The sequence below is a fragment of the Brenneria roseae subsp. americana genome (assembly GCF_003115815.1).
GTDB lineage: Bacteria > Pseudomonadota > Gammaproteobacteria > Enterobacterales > Enterobacteriaceae > Brenneria > Brenneria roseae.
Window position 1 is genome coordinate 253,008 of the sequence record NZ_QDKJ01000005.1, and the last position, 20,932, is coordinate 273,939.

The following is a 20,932-nucleotide window of genomic DNA, read 5'->3' on the forward strand; positions in this document are numbered from 1 at the left end:
AAAGACGCGTGTCGATGCTACCTTCTGTCGGAAGCCCTGTGCTTGCGACTCGCACCCCTTTTATCGATACCCATTGCCATTTCGATTTTCCGTTGTTTTACGACAACTGTTTGGTCAGCCTTCAATTGGCTGCCGCAGCAGGTGTTGAACGTATTATTATTCCTGCCGTGGCGTCTCGCCACTTTGAACGTGTACTGACTCTGGCGCGTTCGCATTCCCCTCTTTATTCCGCTCTTGGGTTGCACCCGTTATATATTTCCCGGCATGCCGACGCCGATCTGACACAGTTAGCAGCGAACTTGCAGCAGAAACCGGAGAAGCTGGTGGCGGTGGGGGAAATAGGGTTGGATCTTTATATGCAGGAACCGCAGTTTGAGCGCCAATGTATGATGCTTGAGGCGCAGCTGAAACTGGCGAAACAGTACGATCTCCCGGTCATCCTCCATTCGCGCCGTACCCACGATCGGCTGGCGCAACTGTTACGCCGCGTTGATGTGCCGCGTACTGGCGTCGTCCACGGATTTGCCGGTAGCCTGGAACAGGCTCAGGCGTTTATCCGGCTGGGCTATTTTATTGGCGTTGGCGGAACGATTACCTATTCCAGAGCCAATAAAACACGTCAGGCGATTGCTCGTCTCCCTCTCGATCGCTTGCTGCTGGAAACTGACGCGCCGGATATGCCGGTCAGTGGTTATCAGGGCCAACCTAATCGCCCCGAACGGGTCATCGACGTATTCCGGTCTCTCTGCCAGTTACGGCCAGAGCCCGCTGAGGAACTGGCGGCGGCGATCTATCAAAATACACTCCGGCTCTTTGATCTCAGATGAAAACGCGCTCGCGTTTTGCCTCGGCAGATGCGTGACTTAGTGCGATCTTTGTGTAGAAATTCGCGAATCAGCCATCGTTTTTTCATATAATTACAATAAAAATGTGATGCATGTCGCTTTTTTGTGTTTTGGCTTATTCGATGTTGTATGTATTTATGACATAAGTTGGCTGCTGCCCGGAGCCCGTCTCTATAACCAGCTCAACCGATAGTTTCTGGTTTCCTGCCTTGTCGGGCGATCGACGTCCTGCTGCGACCATGAATCGTTGTTATCAAAACGGTTGTTATCAAATGTTAAGAATGATCGTTTTCAAGAAATGATCGTTATCACAACGTACTAAAGGGAATGACACATGCAACTCATCATGAGTCTTATTGGCATGATTGTATTGATATTGTTTGCGGTTATGCTTTCCAGTAATCGTAAGGCGATCAGATTACGTACCGTATTGGGTGCTTTCATTATTCAGATTGGTATTGGGGCGTTGGTGCTGTATGTGCCATTGGGACGCCGGGTTTTAGGTGGTATGACGGAAGGCGTGGCCAATATCATTTCATATGGTAATCAGGGCGTTTCCTTTATGTTCGGTGGCCTGACTTCCGACAAGATGTTTGAAGTCTTTGGTGGCGGCGGCTTTGTTTTTGCGCTTCGTGTGCTGCCTATCATTGTTTTCTTCTCGTCACTTATTGCCGTGCTCTACTACATGGGCATTATGCAATGGGTCATTCGCTTGCTTGGCGGGGGATTACAGAAACTGCTGGGTACATCGCGCACGGAATCGCTTTCCGCCACTGCGAATATTTTCGTGGGGCAGACGGAAGCACCGCTGGTGGTCCGTCCGTATATCGCCAATATGACACAGTCCGAATTGTTTGCCGTGATGTGTGGCGGGCTGGCTTCCATTGCAGGTTCGGTTATGGCCGGCTATGCCCAGATGGGCGTGCCGCTGGAGTATCTGATTGCCGCCTCCTTTATGGCCGCTCCCGGTGGTTTGCTGTTTGCCAAGCTGATGGTGCCTGAAACGGAAAACACCCATGACCGTGATGAAATTAGCGGATTTGTCGATCCGGAAGACAAACCGGCCAACGTGATTGATGCCGCGGCCAGCGGTGCGGCTTCCGGCATGCAGCTGGCGCTGAATGTGGGCGCTATGCTGCTGGCATTTATCGCGCTGATTGCTTTGCTTAATGGTATTCTCGGCGGGGTCGGTGGTTGGTTTAACTATCCTCAGTTGTCGATGGAGCTGATTTTAGGCTGGCTTTTCTCGCCGGTGGCGTTTTTGATAGGCGTTCCCTGGGATGAGGCAACCATCGCCGGATCGTTTATTGGTCAAAAGCTGATCGTCAATGAGTTCGTTGCCTACATGAATTTTAGCGAGTACCTGAAAGCTGACGATGCTGTCGCCGCCGCTGGTTTGCAGGTGTTGTCCGATCATACCAAGGCGATTATCTCGTTCGCACTTTGTGGATTTGCTAACCTGTCATCGATAGCTATCCTTATTGGAGGACTGGGCAGTATGGCGCCGAATCGGCGTCAGGATATTGCCCGGTTTGGTTTGAAAGCAGTGACCGCGGGGACGCTTTCCAACCTGATGAGCGCCAGCATCGCAGGGTTCTTTTTAGCGTTGTAATGGTTCTTGATTGAGTGATGATGGGCGGGGAGTCGCCCATCATTCATTGAAGGTTGAGGTGCTGGATTGCCCTGAGTGTGATTTCCCCTTCAAGAGTAACGTGACATGCTTTCTGCTTTTATTGATGATGTTGAATGGATAACTTTCCCACAGGCAATGGATGGCGTCATATACCCCGGTATTGTTGCTCGCTGTCATTTTCGTTTGTCTGCTTATTCCGATGCCTTGTTTTCTCAAGCCGGTATCCCTTTTTCAGAGGCGCTTGAGCGTTCTGTACCCAAACGTCGCGCCGAGTATCTGGCTGGACGGTGTTTGGCCAGACAGGTCCTGTGTGAACTGGGGTATGCGAATTTCGTCCTGAATAGCGGTGACGATCGTTCTCCGCAGTGGCCTGAGAATATTACCGGCTCTTTGAGCCACCATGCGGAAAGCGTCTTGTGTGCTGCGCATATCCGAAGTGATGCGCTCTCCTGCGTCGGGGTGGATATTGAGGCCTATATGTCCGAGGCGCGGGCGCAATCTCTTTGGCCGGGCATTGTTGATGAAGAAGAATATCAATGGCTTCACGAACGGGAGGAAGCATTCCGCTGTCTGTTGACGCTGAGTTTTTCTGCCAAAGAGAGCCTGTTCAAGGCGCTGTACCCACAGGTCAAACGCTACTTTGATTTTCTTGATGCCAGGATGGTGGCATTAGACTGCGCCAAACAGACTTTTGAACTGGAATTGCTGGCCGATCTGACGCCGCAGTTTTGCGCCGGTCGTCGGTTCAAAGGGGGCTATCTGCTCAGATCGCATGATGTCACCACGTTTCTGTATTGTTGAAAAATTCATCGGCTTTTTTACGCTACTGGCTATCCGCATTGGACTGTCGATGAGGATTTACAACCGTTCGGCGACGCCACTCGGCCAGCGTTTCTTTATGGCCGCGTGGCTTATACCAGCGCGGATACCCACCATACGCGCCCAATCACGGCCAGATCACCGTTGATGATTTGTTCTTTGGTGACAATCTCATCGCCATACGTCGGGTTGTAAGATCGCACAATGATACTGCCGTCAGGACGTTTGATGAGTGCTTTGACGCGCTGCAATTCTCCCATGCGAATGGCGTACATTTTGCCGTCCCGGATTTGGCGATCCGATAGATTGACGGCAACTTTATCGCCATCCGACAGTTTGGGTTCCATGCTATCGCCCATCACCGTCACAACCCGGGTATCTTCAACCCGAATGCCCAGTCGTCGCAGAGTGTGAGCGCGAAAAGGCAGGGCATAGACTTCATCTTCATCAATATCATACGCGCCGCCGCCAGCGGATAGCCGGACGCCCAGTAACGATACTTCCACAAATTCGTCGTCATCGTTATCGGTACTTTCCCATTCGGTCACATGCAGGCGGGAAGCCTTGAAATTACTGCTTCCCGGTTTCGGCTGACCAACACCATTAAGCAACCAGTCCAGTGAATAACCGGTTTTTTCATTGATGGCCTGTGCGGATTCGCGGCTCAGCGTGCCGCGTTTCAACCAGTTATTCACCGTCTGCGGCGAGGTGCCAATCATTTCCGCCAAATCCTTTTGCTTCATTTTTTCTTCGCGCATCAGGTAGCGCAGGCGTTCGCTAAGCTCAGTCATTTTCACCAACTTAAAAAAATAAACACTATGTTGATTTATTCGTTGTATTGTTGATTTTCGTTGTCTATAGTCTGCTTTATGGAGGATAAAATCAACAAAAAAATGACCTGATCTTTGACGCAATGACAGTAGCGTTACCTAAGCAGAATCGTTGCCTGCGCCGGTTCTGGCGGTGCGTATCCGGGAGTACGGTAAACCTGGCTGGATGTGGCAATGCGGTTGGGCTTATTCCCAGCGTTCGGGTCGCTTATCGGAGATAACAATGTTAGGTGGTATAGGAGGTTCCCATAATGAATATTGAACATGCGCTTAGCCTGTGCGGCCCCAAATCGGCCTCGGCAATGTTTACCTGCCGAGAAGCCATACCGTCGTATGGCTACCGGCCGAGTGGTGGCGACAGACCCGTTAGCCGGGTCGCGTCAACGCCTGTGGCGAAGAACCGCGACAGCGATATTCTGCTGGCGTTGGGGATGGTGCAAGCGCGCGAGGCGTTGGGCCTGAGTCTGATTCTGGCCCGTTACGACAAGGATCCTAAAGAACGGAACAGGGCGATAGAAGGCATTGCCCGGTTTGCGCTCAAGCGGGCGCCGGCTTTGGTGGGGAAAGCGGCGGGCCGTCAGAAGGCACATTGCATGGTCTTGCTGGCAAAAATGGCGGTTGAGCAATATTGCAGAACTGCGGACGATCCGCTGTATCGTTGCCGCTGTGGCGGCAGAGGAAAGATTACCGACCTGATGGCGTCAAAAGCCAGTGGGAAAACGATAGAAAAAATTTGTCCCCGATGTAGTGGTTCTGGATTGAAACCACCGACGTCGGCGGCAGTGTATAAAGTAATAAAAACGCTGGTGCCTGATTTAACCCAGCGGACATGGTCGCGGAATTGGAAGGTATTTTATGACTCTCTGGTCGCGCATTGTCATCAGGAGGTTGGTGCGGCGGAACAGTTATTTTCAGTGATCACTTCATCGTCACGATAACATATAAAAATAAGATCAATTTTTTTAAATTAAGGCTTGCATTCGTGTCTGAAAATGGTTAAATTTATTCCCATGATGGAGATGTATTGATTCGGTTCTCTCTGATGGAGAACAACAAAAACCTGCCGATGGCAGGTTTTTTTATTTAAGCCCCGAAATTTTTTCGGGGCTTTTTTTATGGCTTAAATAACGTCTTGGATAAGACTTGTCTTATTTTATTACTCGCTTTTCGGAAGGTAAGTATGCAAATGAATATCTTCAGCTGGGCAGGCGCTTATGAATTAATACAGTCCTGGTGGCGCGGAGATGTCCCCACCGGTGGCGTATTATTGGCTGTTTTCATCGCGATACTCCGTGTTGCATACACCGGTGGCAGTTGGCAGAGGATGTTGCTGGAAGCCGCGCTGTGTGGGGCGTTGACGCTGACTGCGGTTGCATCGCTTGAGTATTACTCCTTGCCAAAAACGCTGACGCCCGCGTTGGGAGGAATAATTGGCTTTATCGGCGTAAAACAGATTCGTTACGGTATATTGAGGTTTATTAACGGCCGTGATGAAAATGATAAGAAAATAAATAAATGATTTTAAAGGCGTCTGGCGCCTTTTTTATTGTGAATTTATATCGTCTTTAACCTGTTTATTAAGGAGGTCATGCAAGAGATAGCGTCGTGAAATATCGTTTATTGCAGTTTTATGTTGTTCGCTATTCTGCGGATTGCATCTGTTTGTTTTATTTTTAAATCCGGTGTTGCGTCTGTTTTTTATAAACGTAATGCCTCCCAACAGCCCGCAGCTGAGCAAATATCATTATTTGTTCGGGCGGGTTTTATTTTTTATAGAGCGAGAAATATTATGAATACTATTAATCAAGGTAAAAAAACTTCCCTTAAATCTGCTCAGCCGAATAAACCCACGATTTGGTCGCGTGCTGATGCGTTAAAGGTCAACGAAAATGACCCGACCACCACTCAGCCGCTGGTCCGTGGTGATTTTCCGGTCATGAGCGATGAGGTATTTATCTGGGATACCATGCCGTTACGCGATATGGACGGTAATATCGCCTCGGTTAACGGCTGGTCCGTGATTTTCACCCTGACCGCCGATCGCAACCCAACCGATCCCGAATACCTGGACGAAGAGGGTAATTATGACATTACCCGCGACTGGAACGATCGCCATGGACGGGCAAAAATGTACTTCTGGTTCTCCCGTACCGGTAAAGACTGGATCATGGGCGGACGCGTAATGGAAGAGGGGGTTTCGCCCACCACGCGTGAATGGGCGGGAACGCCGATCCTGTTGAACGAGCGTGGCGACGTGGATCTTTACTACACGGCGGTGACGCCGGGTGCGACCATCGTAAAAGTACGTGGACGCGTGGTGACCACAGAAAATGGCGTGGAAATGGTGGGATTCAAGAAAGTCAAATCGCTGTTCGAGGCGGACGGGAAAATGTATCAGACCGAAAGCCAGAACCCGTACTGGGCCTTCCGCGATCCGTGCCCGTTCCGCGATCCGAAAAGCGGCCAGCTGTATATGCTGTTTGAAGGTAATGTTGCCGGTGTGCGTGGTACGCACGTCGTCGGCCCGGATGAGCTGGGCGATGTTCCGCCGGGTTATGAAGACGCTGGTAACTCGCGTTTCCAGACCGGTTGCGTCGGTATTGCCATTTGCCGGGATGAGGATGGCGACGACTGGGAATTGCTGCCGCCGCTGGTGACGGCGGTTGGTGTCAACGATCAAACCGAGCGTCCGCACTTTGTTTTCCAGGATGGGAAATATTATCTATTCACTATCAGTCATAAATATACCTATGGCGACGGGCTGACCGGGCCTGACGGCGTGTACGGTTTTGTAAGTGAGGATCTGTTCGGACCGTATGTGCCGCTGAATGGTTCCGGTCTGGTGCTGGGTAACCCGCCTTCTCAGCCTTACCAGACTTATTCGCACTACGTCATGCCTAACGGTCTGGTGACCTCTTTCATTGATTCCGTTCCTACGGGCGAAGAAACCTATCGCATCGGTGGTACGGAAGCCCCGACGGTGCAGATCAAACTGAAAGGCGTACAGACCTTCGTGCTTGAAGAGTATGACTACGGTTATATTCCTCCCATGATTGATGTTGAAGTGAAGTAATCACCATTTGGGGCGGTTGACGCCGCCCCAGTCTAATCACCCGTACTGGCTGCTATGCACCGTGCGTTCAACGGTGTGAGTCGTTCCAGAAGTGGTTCAATCCGAGAGGGAGCCGCAACATGACAGTCTCAACATAATGAGCTCGTGAATTCCAGGTGCGTCACCTATATAATGAGCGTATGGAAATTAACCTTCCCGGCTTCATTCCTGCACAGCTTTCTTCACTAAAATCCGCAATAAAAATAGAGCGTTTCCTTTTCATTCATCTCCTGCCGACCGCCAGTGGCGGAAAAACCAATTCCACCCAATAGAGCATTCTCCGCACCGATAGCCCTGCTTCTTATTGATATTTATTTATGAGTCAATTCGATAATTGAAAGACGTCATTAAAATGAATAAATGAATTCTTCCACCTAATGACATTGAGCCGTTGGTATCGTTCTGGGCTGGGGCCAAGACTGGCATCGGGTGGTATCTGGTCTCCATTGGACTCTACTCCAGCAGGTATTGTTGACCATATAAAATATCCCTCAAGCTGTTGGTTAATCATTACAAATGAAAGTGGAAACCTCGCCGGGGGATTGTTTAATCCTCCTTACATTGATGGTTATGATTGCACCGTTTTCTATCGCTAGATAGGATCAGGCCTGGCGGCGCCCAGGGTTTACTTACTGATGAGGTGTAATATGCTGGTTTCTGATGTTAGTGGGATAAATACAATTTCACCTGAATTCACGAAAAAAGATAGCAGTAATACTATTTTATTTAGTGAGATTTTAAAAGAACAGAAAATAAAATAGAAAGTGAAGTTAAGTCATTAAGCGATGATAATAATTTTAATCCGAAATATTCCACGGGAGTATTTGCATCCGGTCAGTCCTATGTGATGTATAATACAGATGAATGCCTGACGGAAAATGATAAAGCTTTCCTTAAGACAATGGGATATCCAACTGATAATTTCAGCGATATAAATCAGCTTGCACGTTTGATTGCAATGGATCGTGTGGACGGGTATTTAAAAGGACCGATTACAAAGGAATATCTTTTCGGAGATAAAAGTCAAGGTATCCCAGGTCTTGCCGACAGATTCAGCGATGAAACCGAACAACGTCGAATCTCAGATTTATGTTCGTCGCTGGTGAAGTCGCTGGATAATGCCTGATAAGCCGGGAGCGTTTTTGCATGGCGCGTAAGCGCCAGCCCCAGCGGGGCGAGCCTTATGGATGAGGCGAGTAATCGAACGCAGTTCGATGGAGAGTACGTATCCCGGAAAGCAAAAAACCAGCCGTTAGACTGGTTTCTTTGAATTAGTGGTGCCGGACTCGGGATCATGCTCACGATTAACTTACTGTTAATTATCTATTTTGTTGATTTTTATTGTAAACAGCGCCCCCACGAAAGCCCCCATAAAAAATCGCTTTGTTTTTGTGATGGTTGTCACGATGAATCGGTGTTTTAGCAGTTAACGGCGCTAAAAACGTGGTTTCATCTCCCATGCTGGCAATGGCCTGTTCCTCTCTGCATTGAACATCTTTCAAACGTAGACTTGATATGTCGGATTCGTTATTTTTGAGATAATCATAAAAAGTCTTATTTATAATTTATGGATTATATTAGTATTTTTGCTATTATTTTGAGATGTCGTCATGCTCCATTTGAGATAACTACGTATCATGGCTCAATTTAATCACTTTGAACTCTCGCTCCTGAACCCCAGTTTTGACTCCCCTTTGGTCGATGCGCTGACGGAACTGGAGATCCTTCGGCATCTGAGGTTGGAAACGGATGTTCACCCTATTCTGTTTGCGCAGTTGAAAGCCGTTTTCCACATGCTGGAGAGTCTTGGCTCTGCAAGGATTGAAGGAAACCACACGACGCTTGCCGACTATGTTGAAAGCAAAGTTGAAGGAACACAGAGTTCAACGGATCAGCTCAAAGAAATCAACAATATTGAAGCTGCGATGGAATTCATCGACGGGCATCTAAATAATGGTGATGAGATAACGGAATATTTTATCCGCGAGCTACATAGTCTGGCAGTTGTCGGGTTGCAACAGGAAGGTGACAGAACGCCCGGTGCCTATCGACAACATAACGTCAGCATCGCTCAGTCTAACCATTTACCGCCGGATTACATCCGTGTTTCTGATTATATGGCAGAGCTGACCGCCTTTATTAACCGTGCTGATAAACCAAAATATGACCTGATGAAGATTGCGTTGGTGCATCACCGTTTTGGCTGGATACACCCATTCGGCAACGGTAATGGCAGAACGGTCAGGCTGCTGACCTATGCGTTATTGATCAAGTATGGTTTTAATGTTCAAGCAGGTGGCCGGGTTCTTAATCCGACAGCGGTATTTTGTAACGATCGCGAGCGTTATTACGCCATGCTGTCGTTAGCGGATAAAGGAACTGAGCAGGGCTTAGAAGAATGGTGTTTATATGTACTTTCGGGAATTTCATCTGAGTTGAAGAAAGTCGATCAACTGACAAATCATGCTTTTTTGAGTATAAAAATACTGTATCCGGCGATCGACTTTTCATCTGAAAGAGGGCTGATAAACCCGCTGGAATCTAAAGTACTGAAACGCGCTGTCGAGCTAGGGACGATAAAAGCGGGTGACCTCCGTACTGCTTTACCTGACCTGAAACCAGCGCAGGTGACTTATCAGCTTGGTAAGCTGATTGAGCGGGGGCTGCTTCAGCCAGTAGAAGAAGGGGCGCGTACCTATACGGCGAAGTTTTCTAACTCGTATCTGATTCGTGGGGTGATTAAGGTTCTGCGGGAAGAAGGGTTTATTCCTGATTTGTAAAATAAAAATCAATTGTAGAATAATTACTCTAAGGTATATTACATATATAGATTTGTGATATGCCACATAGTAACAAAGTGATATATCACAATTTCTCATTTTTTAATGTGTATTAGGTCCGACTTGAAATAGCAGTGTTCTCCGTATTATAACCTTACTAAAGATTGATAATCTGCAACGAGCGAAGTGTGGATTTAGCAGTGTAGTATTTTAATAAATGGGAATATGTTAAATAAGTAAATTCATTCGTCTTTTCATGCGCTTAGATCAAGCCAGACGTGTTTGTTATCATTACTTTTTAACTTAATGTCGGGATTTTTTAAAATTAGATCATCTAAGCCACTTTCAATATTAATGATGTAAGGGGTTGTCTCAATAACAGAGCATTCACCAAAGACAAAACGATATTCTCTTTGGTAAGAGTACTCAAGGGATTTACAAGTATTTCCCCATAAAGAACTATCTCCAGTATATTTAACTTCAGAAGATGAAAACGGTAATTTACTATGTTTTTTTAATCGATCAAGCAACTCCTTTAAATTTAGCGGAGGAATAAATGCATAATGCCCTCCGAATTGATATTTCATTTTTTCTATATCTTGGATTAGCTGGCTTAGTGAGTTTTCATCTTTAGGTAACCTTAATGTAAACCAACAGTGCATCCATGCATCTCTTTGTTGAGCATTATGCACGGTAACTCCATGTACGTCTGTCAATTCTATATCATTGATTTTTAATTTAATATCATCGTCGCCCCTTGATTTTCTATAGGAGAAGGAGCAACTCTCAAATTTATCAGACACACCTTCTTGTTTAGCTAATCTGTAAACTTCGGGAGGTATACAATAAAAACATCCTTCTATTAATTTTTCTAAAAAATCCTCGTTTCTAAAAAACTTTATTAATCCTAAAAATTGATTTTCTTTCATTTCACTATATCCTTATCACAATGAAAATCATTCTTTAAAGTTATATTTTTATATGTAATAACCAAATTCATGGAATATATAAATAATGTGAGAACACAGAAATAATTTATGTAATATACCGTAACAGCATAATGATCTATTAGAATATATAGATCAAAAACTATTGACCTGCCCCTCATAGATCAACGCCATCTTTTTTTGAGGATAGCGTTACATCGACTAGTTGGAGTCACAGATAAAATATTCTCCAGCACACTTCTGATATTTATCTTAATGTTTTTTATTTTCTTCTATTATATGATTCTTTTGTCTTCGCCAGATATCCTTCATGTTCCATGATCTTTTTTATAAATATTTCAATTAAATCAATGGAGTAGTAATGATATTCTGGATTTTCATTTTTATGATGATATTTATTATTACTATTTTTCCATGAGTTTTTGCATATAACCGCATCGAAACAATTTCTATTTATTACATACCTACCTTCTCTATTTTTCGAAGTAAGACATTTTGACAACTTATCTTCACTATATCTGGAATGCAATCTATCATTGATTTCTTTTATAGCATTTTTTTGCAGAAATGGATGCGTTTGAGAGCGATCAACAGCTTGTTTGATAACAAGTGCTTTCTTTAGCCCCTCCATACCTTCTTCTGCTTTAGCAAGAATGATGGAATTCCCATCCTCTGAGTCTTTCACGAAGACAAGTTTTACATTTAGGGGAATTGCGAATTCAATATCATCATTATTTTCCATAACATTATATAAAGATGATGTTAAGTTAAGTATGTCATCAGCAATATTTCCATATGTTGATTTCATCATTGCAACTGGAGGGGATTTAAATTCTCCAACTAATGAAATCATCCCCACATGGGAGTTTTTTAAAAATGATATCTCAGTAAATTCTTCAAAATGAGAGGTGAAATTTAAAACGCCTGACTGAAATATTCTCGATATAATACCTTGAACTTCTGGCATTAACAAATGAACAGCTTGATCCCTGAAATAAGCTATTTGCTCAATGTTCTTTCTGACTTTTGATTCGACAGGATAAATCCTGTCCAAACATTCTCTTAAAGAAATTGTTTCTTTAATTCTTTTTTTGTTGGTTTGTTTAAAGATTGTTTTTTCGCCATCCTTCTCAATTATTTTTGCTTTGAGAAATTGTTCCCATGCTGTACAAAAACACATAACAAACGCATCCATTTTATTTTCTAATGATGGTCTGTTATATAACTCTAATGCTAATATCATATTATCTCTTGACTTTTTCAATAACGCCTTTGCTAACTTTGATTTGCAGTTATGTCCTAAAGCTATTATATGTTTACTCTGAGATAATTGTTTGGCAAACTCTATCAGAGAAATACTTAGTGTATTTGAAGACTCAAATGAACTATTCCCGCTTTCACTGATAAATTCAGAAAGTTGACCTTTTCCATAATAAGTTTTAAATGTTGCTGGCTTCCAGCCTGTAGCTCTTAGAATATCAAACTCATCAAATATCTTATGGTTTTTTTCTGCATCTTGTAAAAAAATATAAAGTGCAGAAATGCTCTTGTTAATTTTCATACTATAATGCCTTATCTTGAATTTATTATTTTTGAATAAATATATTTTCCAATTATTATAATTACCTGAAATTTTATTTATGTTGTTTTTTATTTGTCAATAATTATCTTTCTCGAAAATATGTTATTAGTTTTTTAAAACTAAACCCAATACCAGATATATTAGGTTCTAGTATTATTGAATCTACGATTGCAGAACCAACTCCTTTTTTTATTTCTTTTGCTATTGCAAAGTCAGAAAGATCTTTTTCTGACTCAATATCTGAAAATATTCTTCCAATGAGAGATATAACTTCAGTCGTGTTTGTGCAAAACTTTTTTATAGGAATTAATACTAGTTTAAGGCCACCTGAATTGGATTCTTTATATAATCCCTTGTTCTTGTTATATCCGTAATTGTTTTCCTTGAAATAGGATGGGTGAGCATTGGTTATTAAAATAGCTGGGAGAATATTATCTCCTTTTTCATTATTTATCTGATGCCATGAAAACACTTCATTTTCAAAATGAGAAAGTTCGGTTCCTTTTATCACAATAGCCCTATTTTTTGCAGCTATGCTTGCCATCTTATCAAAATTCTCATTTATAGCTTTTGCTAATGGTTCATGCCATCCGTAATCGAGCAAATATATTAGATAATCTCTGTTTTCACTTTTAGGGATATTATTAAGTGAGTGAACATAAAGCCCCATGTTTTCCCTCCAAATATATCATCTGTGCACACTATGATTTCTATATTTAAATATATTAAAGGTTATTTGACCATTGATTATGTGCTTTCAGTACAACTTCCGCAAAATCATCATCAACCGTATAAAAATAACACTCTGGCACATTAAGCACCTTAGCAAACGCGCACATCATCTCAAATGTTGGACGATGTATACCGCTTTCATATTGGGATATGCGTGAGCGTGCAGTGGCTTCTTCAATGCCAGCCAGTACGCCTAGCTTTTCTTGAGTGAGATTGGCTTGTAAACGAGCTGTTTTAAGGCGAATGGGCAACATGATGGCACCATCAATAAGGATATTGATAGCATGTTTAGCACTACTTTACATGTAGGTTGCTTAGACTTCCTGAACAATAGAGGAGGGGATTTATTTGCATTCGTTAAGAATGACTCTGATGTTTAAGGTAAAGCTCCAGAACCATATCAGCAAAATCATCGTTAACGGTGTAAAAGTAGCATTCCGGCACATTAAGTACCTTTGCAAATGCGCACATCATTTCAAATGTTGGACGATGTATCCCACCTTCATATTGAGACACTCGGGAACGCGCAGTTTCTTCCTCAATGCCAGCAAGAACTCCCAATTTTTCCTGAGTTAGATTAGCCCGTAGTCGGGCGGCTTTGAGACGAGTAGGCAGCATTCATTACACCATCAATGATCATACATTGACTTAGTGTTTAGCATTACTTAACATCGTAGTTGTTTAGACTATCTGAACAAATGATGTTTAATGTGAGGCCACAAAATAAGGATCATGGAGATGATTGATAAGGATTGGCACCCGGCAGATATCATCGCCGGGTTAAGAAAGAAGGGAACAACACTGGCAGCCGTTTCCCGAGAAGCGGGGTTAGCGTCTTCCACGCTGGCAAACGCGTTAACAAAACACTGGCCGAAAGGGGAAAAGCTGATTGCGGAAGCGCTGGGGGTTTCACCTGCGGAAATCTGGCCTTCCCGTTACCGCAAATCAGAAGATCGTTAAAGTAAAACAGGATCTCCCGAACCGTTATCGAACTAGATCGGTAACGGTTCGGGAGAAGGCAAGCGAAGCGCGACAGTTTACTTTTGTTGTTCGCCCCATGCTCTCACCCCATGACTTCGCCCCATGGTATGGCGCGAATGTATGCGGCGGGCGCGTGGGGCGAATGCGGTGGCAGCAATGCAGTAATGTACCGGAAAATACATTTCCCAGCACAAAACGGCGTGCGCCAGTTCATGCGGGCTGGACGCCCTTATTACCTGGCACATGGGGGTAATGTCGCGGCTGGACGCCACGCCAAAACCCCCAAGTTCAACGGCGGCACACCGTCGCGCGCTACGCGCGACCAACCCCTTTAAGACGCGCGTTTTAGCCTGTTATTTCTCTTTCTCGCAAGCTCGGTGCGAAATAACGGGAAACGCTGCTTTAAATGGGTTGGTCGCGCCTCGCTACCGGCTTTTGGCCGGAGACTTAGCTGCGACGGTGTGCGGGGCAAGCCCCCCAAATAAACCGACGCGTGGGCGCGTCTTTTTGCTCGCTGGGGCGGCAAAATTTATTCGGCTCCCCCCGGCCTGCTCGGTTTCCCTTGGGGGAAACGCTCGCGGGTGGGTTCGGGCGACGCAAATTAGCCATTTCTGCGAAATGGAATTTACTCGCCTTACGCCACTTTTTAATTTCTGCTTTTCGCATCCATTAAAAAGCCATACAAGCGCGGCCTGTCATATCGTTTGTCCCTGTAAACACGGGTAATTGCGATGGTGAAAAATCCGCTGTTGTATCAGGGATGTTCGGTGCTCGCTCTGCTGCGCTCCGCCTCAGCCCTGATGCAACAGCGGCGTAGAGAAACAAGATAAGCCTCCTCTGTTCGATCAGAAGTGGCTTATTCCAAGTCTGGCTCAGGCAACCTTAATCGACTTCTCAAAGCGATAAGCCGGGATGAACTGATGCAGGCAGGCATCGAGATAATCTGACCACCATTGCATCATCTGCGTACGTTCGTCGAGGTGTTCCGCTTTGTGAATATAGGCGGCACGAACGTGATTGCGCTCCTGATGGCTCATCTGCCGCTCCACGGCATCTTTTGACCAGCGACCTGATTCAATCAACGCGCTACATGCTATCGTGCGAAAGCCGTGTCCGCAGATATCCACCTGTGTGTCATAGCCCATCGTGCGCAGTGCCTTGTTGATGGTGTTCTCACTCATTGGCTTACGGGCATCGTGATCGCCGGGGAAAAGTAAATCCCCGTTGCCGGACAACAGTTTTAGCTGTTTCAGCACCGTTACCGCCTGTTTTGACAGCGGTACAAGATGCGGTGTTTTCATTTTTGCGCCACGCTCTGAGTGGCGCACGCCAGCTATGGGCTCCCGCTGTGCGGGAAGTGTCCACATGGCGTTATCCAGATCGATCTCTACCCAACGGGCAAAACGCAATTCACTGGAGCGGATAAAGATCAGCAAATTAAGCTGTACCGCCAGTCGGGTTAATACTCTGCCTGAATAACCTTCGATTCTTTCCAGCAGTTCCGGCAGTTTTTCCAGCGGCAGGGAAGGGTAATGGTTTTTCGGCGGTGGGGTGATAGCGCCACAGAGATCATTGGCCGGATTGCTGGCAATCAGTCCTTCCTGTACGGCGTAACGCATGATGACTGTCGTGCGTTGCTGTATCCGTGCAGCCGTTTCCAGACAACCCTTTTTCTCAGCTACCCGCATCGGGATCAGCAGGTTGGCGGTTTTCAGGTCGGTGACAAGGACATTGCCGATGAGCGGGAAAACGTGCAGTTCCAGTGAACGCAGGACTTTGGCGGCGTGTGCCTCACTCCAGCGTATGTTCGCGGCCACCCACTGACGAGCAATGGCTTCAAAGGTATTGCCGTTTTTCTTCGCCTGCTTGTCCTGCTGTTTCTTCACACCGGGATCGTCCCCTGCGCTGAGAATAGTCCGGGCTTCTTCACGTAGTTTACGGGCCGTTGCCAGCGTGACGGTAGGGTAAGCGCCAAACGCCAGCTTCTTCTCCTTGCCGCCGAAGCGGTACTTAAGATGCCAGAGCTTGGAACCGTTAGGTTTAATCAGCAGGTACAGACCCTGCGCGTCGCTGAGTTTGTAAGGTTTATCGAGCGGCTTGGCGTTGCGGATGGCGGTATCAGTCAGAGGCATGGTGGGGGCTCCGTAGTTTATCGAACCGACAGGCCCCCAATTAAGCCCCCAAAAACTACGGATGTCAAAAAATCTGGTAGTACCTATTGGTACTACCAGATTCTTATCAACTTACTGATTTTTCAACGTTCCCGGACGCATAAGGACATCCTGAAACTAAATAATGGTGCCCGGACTCGGAATCGAACCAAGGACACGAGGATTTTCAATCCTCTGCTCTACCGACTGAGCTATCCGGGCAACGGGGCGCATTAAACCGTATTGGCCGCGTGTCGTCAACGGGTTTATCAGCGAAAGCGCACAAAACCCTGCTGACTGCTGCCTTTTCAGCCAAAGTATCAGTATACGCCCGATGTTGTGCCTGACATCAGGTTAATGCACCGTTCTTACGGCATAACGCAAAACGTAAAACATCCTCCGCCAACCGTTGGGCGGTGGCAATACTGGAAGACTGATGTTTGACCAACAGGTTGCTCAGGCACCCTTCCAGAATCAATTCCATCTGCTGTGCCACCATTTCTGGATCGTCGGTTTCCAGCGCTTCAAGCAAGTCGCGGGTGTAGCGATAGGATTCCTGCTTTTGCTGCTCGGCAATCTGATGAATAGGATGATTAATGTCCGGAAAAAAACTGCAGGCTGCAATAAACAGGCAGCCGGGATAACGCTGTTTGGCTACCGCTTCATGCAGCACCTGATAGCGAGCGAGCAGTTTTTGTTTAATGCTTTTGGTGTCATCCAGTAATAGCTGGCGCCGCCAGATGTCTACCTGTTGACTATGATAGCGCAGGCTATCGTAAAGCAGCGCTTCGCGGTTTGGCCAGAATGGTTGCAATTCCTCTACCGGAACATCCAGTTTTTTCGCCAGCATGTCTAATGTCGTCATGGCGAAACCTTGCTGCTCTAGCAGAGTGAGTGCATGTTCAAGAACATCTTCCCGTTGCATTGGATCTCCTCCAGAAGAGCGATTAACAGATAAGAAGTGTCGTTTAAGGAACAAATTTCTGCAAATGCGTCTGAAATTTCTCCGCATCCATAAACCCGGTTACGCGTGAGCCAGGGATCTCTTTTCCCTGCGCGTCAAAAAACAGAATGGTCGGCAATCCCAATATCTGCAATCTTTTCAGCATGGCATTCTGCTCTGCCCGATTGGCCGTCACATCTGCCTGCAATAATGTTATGCGGGACAGGCGTCCCTGTACCTGACGGTCAGTAAAGGTATATTTTTCAAATTCCTTACAGGCGACACACCAGTCAGCGTAAAGATCGAGCATGACGGGTTGATGACTTTTCGCCAGTGCGCCATTCAACTCAGTCATGGTGGCGACGGGGGTAAACGTTAGCGCGGATGCATTCTGTTTTTGCGGTGCATCAACAGGGGAAAATGCCCAATCCTGTAGTGGTTTTGCCGCGATCAGCGCACCCGCCAGCAGCAATAGCTGAATGACGCGCATACTTCCTTTATGGCTGCGCAGGCTCAGGATAAAAGCCCAACCCAAGAACGCGACGCCAAGCAGGCTCCACAGCCTGATACCCCAGTTCTCACCCAGTATACGTTCGAGTAAAAAGACAGGCAGGGCGAGGATGATGAACCCAAAACCCTCTTTGACATGCTGCATCCACGGTCCGCTGCGCGGCAACAGTCGATTGCCGAACAAGGTCACCAGAATCAAGGGTAACCCCATGCCTAACGCATACAGGTAAAGCGAAGCTCCACCTGCTAACAGGTCACCACTCTGGGCGATATAGAGCAGGATCGCGCTGAGTGGTGCCGTAGTGCAGGGCGAGCAGATTAACCCGGCCAGTGCGCCCATGCTGAATACGCCCGTCAGCGATCCCCCCTGCCGGCGATTACTCCACTCTGCCAGCCGCGTTTGCAGGGAGGAGGGCAGTTGCAATGTGTACAGGCCGAACATGGAAAGCGCCAGCGCAACGAACATGACCGACAGGCCGATCAGCACAAACGGGTGTTGGAGCGCGGCCTGAAAACGTAATCCCGCCGCCGCCACGATCAATCCAAGTAAAGTATAGGTTAACGCCATCCCCTGAACGTAAGTCATGGCGAGCAGAAAAGTCCGGCGCAGCGTCAGTTGCGTCTTTCTACCGAGAACCAGACTCGATATCAGCGGATACATCGGTAGCACGCAGGGCGTAAATGCAACGCCAATACCAATTAACAGCGCCCACCAGGGAGAGAACGGTAACGGTGTTTCCGATGGCGGCTGATGGGAGGACGTGTTGTCGTCAGAGGCGGGTAAAATCTGGCTTATCGGGATCGTTCGCGTTTCTGGTGGGTAGCAGAAGCCCGCGTCGGCACATCCCTGATAGGTCACTTGAACAGTCGCGGCGCTATCCGCCTGAACAAGCGGAATATTCAGCGCCAGCGGTTGCCTGAAGATAAATACTTCACCGAAAAACTCGTCCCGGTGGCTTAGGCCTGCCGGAATATCGAACGGACCGATAACGGCTCCGTTTCCTTCAACTTTAATCTGCTGCCGGTATAGATAGTAACCCGGTTGTATTTCCCAGCGAACGGTTAGCTGGTTTTCACGTTGCTGAAAATCAAACGCGAAAGCCCGATCAACCGGTAGAAACTGTGAATCCTGGCCGTTGCCAAACAGCTTTTGGCCAAATGGCGTGGCTACAGCGGTATGGGGGCTGAAGGTGGTCCATAACAGGAAAATCAGCGTAAAGATGCGTTGAGCCATGTCAGATAATCGCTATCGCCCCCCACTACCGGTAACACCAGCAGTTCAGGCGTTTCATAAGGGTGGTGGTGTTTCAGATGAGCCAGCAACGCCTGCTGATGTGAGATGTCGCTTTTGATCAGCATCTGTACTTCAGTTTGCTGCTCAAGCCGGCCTTCCCAATAGTAAAGCGATTGGGCTCCAGGCAAAAGTGTCACACAGGCCGCAAGCTGCATTTCCAGTAACAGCTTGGCAAGCCGTTGTGCGCAAGATTCGTCAGGCGCGGTACACAGTATGACGACGACATCGCAAACAGGGCGGTCAGACATCGAATCCTCAGTGTCAGATGAACAAAATCTCGAACGTACAGAGGGACACTATACCTTGCTTTGCGGCGAGAGGGGAATGATACGGACCGACCCGGTTGGTCGGTCCGTAACGGGTTTCCACGGAGACAATGCTTACAGCAGAATGTTGCCGAGGAGAAAACCGAAGATGACTGACAGTGTGATCGCCAGAACGCCGGGGATCAGGAATGAATGGTTAAACACAAATTTGCCAATACGGGTTGACCCCGTGTCATCCATTTCTACCGCAGCCAACAGCGTCGGATAGGTTGGCAGGACGAACAATGCGGAAACGGCAGCAAATGAGGCCACCGCCGTCACGGGAGAAACGCCAAGCAGCAGTGCCGCTGGCATCAGGGCTTTCGCTGTGGCGGCCTGAGAGTAAAGCAGGGTCGCGGCAAAAAACAAGACGACAGCGAGCATCCACGGGTAGCTTTGCAATAACGCGCCTGCGGTATCCTGAATATCGGCGATGTGCGCTTTAACGAACGTATCCCCCAGCCAGGCGACGCCCATGACGCAGATACAGGCGCTCATACCGGATTTAAACGTACTGGCAGAGAGAATCCGTGCGGTGTCTAGTTTGCAACTGATGCAGATTAGCGTGGCGATTGTCAGCATAAAGACCACAATGGCTTCATTACGCGGCAGCACCGGGTTTTGAATGAGCCCGACGGTGTCGCTGATGGCGGTGGCATACAATACAACAGCAACGATACCAGTCAGAAACAGCATAACTGAGCGTTTGGCTCCTGGTTTGATTTCCAGTTTGCTGTTGCCGCGCAGCAGCGTTTCACCTTTTCTCAGCCGTTCCTGATAAACATCGTCATTTTTCAAGTCTTTTCCCAGGAAGTTGGTCACAATGGCGGTGAGTAACACGGCTGTCAGCGTGGTGGGAATACAGATCCCCAGCAACATCAGGTAGCTGACGCCATGGGGTTCGAGAATACCGGCCACGAACACAACGGCAGCAGAAATCGGGGAGGCAGTGATCGCAATTTGCGAGGCCACCACGGCGATTGACAGCGGTCGGGAGGGGCGAATACCTTGTTCTTTCGCGACTTCGGCAATTACGGGCAGCGTAGAGAAGGCGGTGTGTCCCGTACCGGCCAGCAGCGTCATGAAATAGGTGACCAGCGGGGCGAGAAAGGTGACGTATTTAGGCTGCCGGCGCAGTAGTTTCTCCGCCAGACTAACCAGATAATCCATCCCTCCTGCTACCTGCATGGCGGCAATGGCGGCAATAACCGCCATGATGATCTCAATGACATCAAAGGGGATGACGCCAGGCTTTATCTGAAATCCCAGCGTCAGAACCAGCACGCCCAGGCCACCGGCAAAGCCAATGCCGATGCCTCCCAGTCGTGCACCCAGATAAATGGCGAGCAGAACGATCATTAATTCCAGGACAAGCATGACAATGCTCCTTCTTATTATTAAAAAATAAGGTATCAGTTTTTCTTATGTCTAAGCGCGGCATAAAATAAAGGCACGCTGTTCTTTGGGAA

21 protein-coding genes and 1 tRNA gene are annotated in these 20,932 nt (G+C 47.1%); 9 read left to right on the forward strand and 13 right to left on the reverse strand.

All coding sequences use genetic code 11. The features are described 5' to 3' along the window. Positions 1 to 14 precede the first annotated feature (14 nt). The 3 genes from B4923_RS08545 to B4923_RS08555 all read left to right on the forward strand — a co-directional run bounded on the left by B4923_RS08545 (position 15) and on the right by B4923_RS08555 (position 3,279). Complete coding sequence (locus B4923_RS08545) at positions 15 to 827, forward strand: TatD family hydrolase (protein ID WP_211313933.1); 813 nt, start codon at positions 15 to 17, stop codon at positions 825 to 827. A gap of 352 nt (positions 828 to 1,179) precedes the next feature. Beyond that, a complete protein-coding gene (locus B4923_RS08550; RefSeq protein WP_109053924.1) occupies positions 1,180 to 2,457 on the forward strand; it encodes a NupC/NupG family nucleoside CNT transporter in 1,278 nt (425 codons plus the stop codon). 105 nt (positions 2,458 to 2,562) lie between these two features. Beyond that, on the forward strand, positions 2,563 to 3,279 hold the full coding sequence (locus B4923_RS08555) for a 4'-phosphopantetheinyl transferase family protein (protein ID WP_109053925.1): 717 nt from the start codon (positions 2,563 to 2,565) through the stop codon (positions 3,277 to 3,279). A 110-nt stretch (positions 3,280 to 3,389) separates the two neighbouring features. On the opposite strand, the gene B4923_RS08560 is transcribed toward B4923_RS08555, so the two are convergent. Continuing rightward, entirely contained in the window at positions 3,390 to 4,088 is a 699-nt protein-coding gene (locus B4923_RS08560) for a LexA family transcriptional regulator (RefSeq protein ID WP_109053926.1), read from the reverse strand. A 290-nt stretch (positions 4,089 to 4,378) separates the two neighbouring features. On the opposite strand from B4923_RS08560, the gene B4923_RS08565 reads away from it, so the two are divergent. From B4923_RS08565 to B4923_RS08580, 4 genes are all read left to right on the forward strand, one after another. Then, on the forward strand, positions 4,379 to 5,065 hold the full coding sequence (locus B4923_RS08565; protein ID WP_109053927.1) for an antitermination protein Q: 687 nt from the start codon (positions 4,379 to 4,381) through the stop codon (positions 5,063 to 5,065). A 242-nt stretch (positions 5,066 to 5,307) separates the two neighbouring features. Continuing rightward, positions 5,308 to 5,646 carry a phage holin, lambda family gene (locus B4923_RS08570; RefSeq protein WP_109053928.1) on the forward strand — a complete coding sequence of 113 codons (339 nt, stop codon included), beginning with the start codon at positions 5,308 to 5,310 and terminating at the stop codon, positions 5,644 to 5,646. A 270-nt stretch (positions 5,647 to 5,916) separates the two neighbouring features. Then, entirely contained in the window at positions 5,917 to 7,200 is a 1,284-nt protein-coding gene (locus tag B4923_RS08575) for a glycoside hydrolase family 68 protein (protein ID WP_109054002.1), read from the forward strand. An 886-nt stretch (positions 7,201 to 8,086) separates the two neighbouring features. After that, positions 8,087 to 8,365: a hypothetical protein gene (locus B4923_RS08580; protein ID WP_109053929.1), complete on the forward strand. Its 279-nt coding sequence runs from the start codon at positions 8,087 to 8,089 to the stop codon at positions 8,363 to 8,365. A 193-nt stretch (positions 8,366 to 8,558) separates the two neighbouring features. On the opposite strand, the gene B4923_RS20885 is transcribed toward B4923_RS08580, so the two are convergent. Then, positions 8,559 to 8,699, reverse strand: a complete 141-nt coding sequence (locus B4923_RS20885) for a hypothetical protein (RefSeq protein ID WP_170116035.1) — start codon at positions 8,697 to 8,699, stop codon at positions 8,559 to 8,561. Between the two features lie 177 nt (positions 8,700 to 8,876). Between B4923_RS20885 and B4923_RS08585 the strand changes: the two genes are divergently transcribed. Next, on the forward strand, positions 8,877 to 10,019 hold the full coding sequence (locus B4923_RS08585; protein WP_109053930.1) for a Fic family protein: 1,143 nt from the start codon (positions 8,877 to 8,879) through the stop codon (positions 10,017 to 10,019). 254 nt (positions 10,020 to 10,273) lie between these two features. On the opposite strand, the gene B4923_RS08590 is transcribed toward B4923_RS08585, so the two are convergent. The 5 genes from B4923_RS08590 to B4923_RS08610 form a co-directional block, all read right to left on the reverse strand. Beyond that, positions 10,274 to 10,948, reverse strand: a complete 675-nt coding sequence (locus B4923_RS08590) for a hypothetical protein (RefSeq protein ID WP_109053931.1) — start codon at positions 10,946 to 10,948, stop codon at positions 10,274 to 10,276. Between the two features lie 280 nt (positions 10,949 to 11,228). Beyond that, complete coding sequence (locus B4923_RS08595) at positions 11,229 to 12,527, reverse strand: DUF3644 domain-containing protein (protein ID WP_109053932.1); 1,299 nt, start codon at positions 12,525 to 12,527, stop codon at positions 11,229 to 11,231. A 103-nt stretch (positions 12,528 to 12,630) separates the two neighbouring features. After that, positions 12,631 to 13,218 carry a hypothetical protein gene (locus B4923_RS08600; protein ID WP_109053933.1) on the reverse strand — a complete coding sequence of 196 codons (588 nt, stop codon included), beginning with the start codon at positions 13,216 to 13,218 and terminating at the stop codon, positions 12,631 to 12,633. A gap of 55 nt (positions 13,219 to 13,273) precedes the next feature. Beyond that, positions 13,274 to 13,534 (reverse strand): helix-turn-helix domain-containing protein, encoded by a 261-nt coding sequence (locus B4923_RS08605; RefSeq protein WP_033570618.1) that lies wholly within the window; start codon positions 13,532 to 13,534, stop codon positions 13,274 to 13,276. A 103-nt stretch (positions 13,535 to 13,637) separates the two neighbouring features. After that, positions 13,638 to 13,898 carry a helix-turn-helix domain-containing protein gene (locus B4923_RS08610; RefSeq protein ID WP_109053934.1) on the reverse strand — a complete coding sequence of 87 codons (261 nt, stop codon included), beginning with the start codon at positions 13,896 to 13,898 and terminating at the stop codon, positions 13,638 to 13,640. 120 nt (positions 13,899 to 14,018) lie between these two features. On the opposite strand from B4923_RS08610, the gene B4923_RS08615 reads away from it, so the two are divergent. Continuing rightward, positions 14,019 to 14,240 carry a helix-turn-helix domain-containing protein gene (locus B4923_RS08615; RefSeq protein ID WP_010301503.1) on the forward strand — a complete coding sequence of 74 codons (222 nt, stop codon included), beginning with the start codon at positions 14,019 to 14,021 and terminating at the stop codon, positions 14,238 to 14,240. Positions 14,241 to 15,133: 893 nt separating this feature from the next. Here the strand turns inward: B4923_RS08615 and B4923_RS08625 are convergent. The 6 genes from B4923_RS08625 to B4923_RS08650 form a co-directional block, all read right to left on the reverse strand. After that, a complete protein-coding gene (locus B4923_RS08625; RefSeq protein WP_109053935.1) occupies positions 15,134 to 16,393 on the reverse strand; it encodes a tyrosine-type recombinase/integrase in 1,260 nt (419 codons plus the stop codon). 164 nt (positions 16,394 to 16,557) lie between these two features. Then, positions 16,558 to 16,633: transfer RNA gene (locus B4923_RS08630), tRNA-Phe, on the reverse strand. 127 nt (positions 16,634 to 16,760) lie between these two features. Beyond that, entirely contained in the window at positions 16,761 to 17,336 is a 576-nt protein-coding gene (locus B4923_RS08635; protein WP_109053936.1) for a transcriptional regulator, read from the reverse strand. A gap of 43 nt (positions 17,337 to 17,379) precedes the next feature. Next, positions 17,380 to 19,098 carry a protein-disulfide reductase DsbD gene (locus B4923_RS08640; RefSeq protein ID WP_109053937.1) on the reverse strand — a complete coding sequence of 573 codons (1,719 nt, stop codon included), beginning with the start codon at positions 19,096 to 19,098 and terminating at the stop codon, positions 17,380 to 17,382. After that, positions 19,074 to 19,406, reverse strand: a complete 333-nt coding sequence (gene cutA, locus B4923_RS08645; RefSeq protein ID WP_109053938.1) for a divalent cation tolerance protein CutA — start codon at positions 19,404 to 19,406, stop codon at positions 19,074 to 19,076. Before cutA ends, B4923_RS08640 begins: the two co-directional genes overlap by 25 nt. Before the next feature lie 132 nt (positions 19,407 to 19,538). Then, entirely contained in the window at positions 19,539 to 20,840 is a 1,302-nt protein-coding gene (locus B4923_RS08650; protein WP_109053939.1) for an anaerobic C4-dicarboxylate transporter, read from the reverse strand. Positions 20,841 to 20,932: the final 92 nt, after the last annotated feature.

Coding starts and splice junctions, on each gene's coding strand:
- B4923_RS08545 (WP_211313933.1), top strand. CDS start 15: ATGCTACCTTCTGTCGGAAGCCCTGTGCTTGCGACTCGCACCCCTTTT.
- B4923_RS08635 (WP_109053936.1), bottom strand. CDS start 17,336: ATGCAACGGGAAGATGTTCTTGAACATGCACTCACTCTGCTAGAGCAG.
- B4923_RS08555 (WP_109053925.1), top strand. CDS start 2,563: ATGCTTTCTGCTTTTATTGATGATGTTGAATGGATAACTTTCCCACAG.
- B4923_RS08615 (WP_010301503.1), top strand. CDS start 14,019: ATGATTGATAAGGATTGGCACCCGGCAGATATCATCGCCGGGTTAAGA.
- B4923_RS08605 (WP_033570618.1), bottom strand. CDS start 13,534: ATGTTGCCCATTCGCCTTAAAACAGCTCGTTTACAAGCCAATCTCACT.
- B4923_RS08585 (WP_109053930.1), top strand. CDS start 8,877: ATGGCTCAATTTAATCACTTTGAACTCTCGCTCCTGAACCCCAGTTTT.
- B4923_RS08570 (WP_109053928.1), top strand. CDS start 5,308: ATGCAAATGAATATCTTCAGCTGGGCAGGCGCTTATGAATTAATACAG.
- B4923_RS20885 (WP_170116035.1), bottom strand. CDS start 8,699: ATGGGAGATGAAACCACGTTTTTAGCGCCGTTAACTGCTAAAACACCG.
- B4923_RS08580 (WP_109053929.1), top strand. CDS start 8,087: ATGTATAATACAGATGAATGCCTGACGGAAAATGATAAAGCTTTCCTT.
- B4923_RS08550 (WP_109053924.1), top strand. CDS start 1,180: ATGCAACTCATCATGAGTCTTATTGGCATGATTGTATTGATATTGTTT.
- B4923_RS08565 (WP_109053927.1), top strand. CDS start 4,379: ATGAATATTGAACATGCGCTTAGCCTGTGCGGCCCCAAATCGGCCTCG.
- B4923_RS08610 (WP_109053934.1), bottom strand. CDS start 13,898: ATGCTGCCTACTCGTCTCAAAGCCGCCCGACTACGGGCTAATCTAACT.
- B4923_RS08595 (WP_109053932.1), bottom strand. CDS start 12,527: ATGAAAATTAACAAGAGCATTTCTGCACTTTATATTTTTTTACAAGAT.
- B4923_RS08640 (WP_109053937.1), bottom strand. CDS start 19,098: ATGGCTCAACGCATCTTTACGCTGATTTTCCTGTTATGGACCACCTTC.
- B4923_RS08575 (WP_109054002.1), top strand. CDS start 5,917: ATGAATACTATTAATCAAGGTAAAAAAACTTCCCTTAAATCTGCTCAG.
- cutA (WP_109053938.1), bottom strand. CDS start 19,406: ATGTCTGACCGCCCTGTTTGCGATGTCGTCGTCATACTGTGTACCGCG.
- B4923_RS08560 (WP_109053926.1), bottom strand. CDS start 4,088: ATGACTGAGCTTAGCGAACGCCTGCGCTACCTGATGCGCGAAGAAAAA.
- B4923_RS08650 (WP_109053939.1), bottom strand. CDS start 20,840: ATGCTTGTCCTGGAATTAATGATCGTTCTGCTCGCCATTTATCTGGGT.
- B4923_RS08625 (WP_109053935.1), bottom strand. CDS start 16,393: ATGCCTCTGACTGATACCGCCATCCGCAACGCCAAGCCGCTCGATAAA.
- B4923_RS08590 (WP_109053931.1), bottom strand. CDS start 10,948: ATGAAAGAAAATCAATTTTTAGGATTAATAAAGTTTTTTAGAAACGAG.
- B4923_RS08600 (WP_109053933.1), bottom strand. CDS start 13,218: ATGGGGCTTTATGTTCACTCACTTAATAATATCCCTAAAAGTGAAAAC.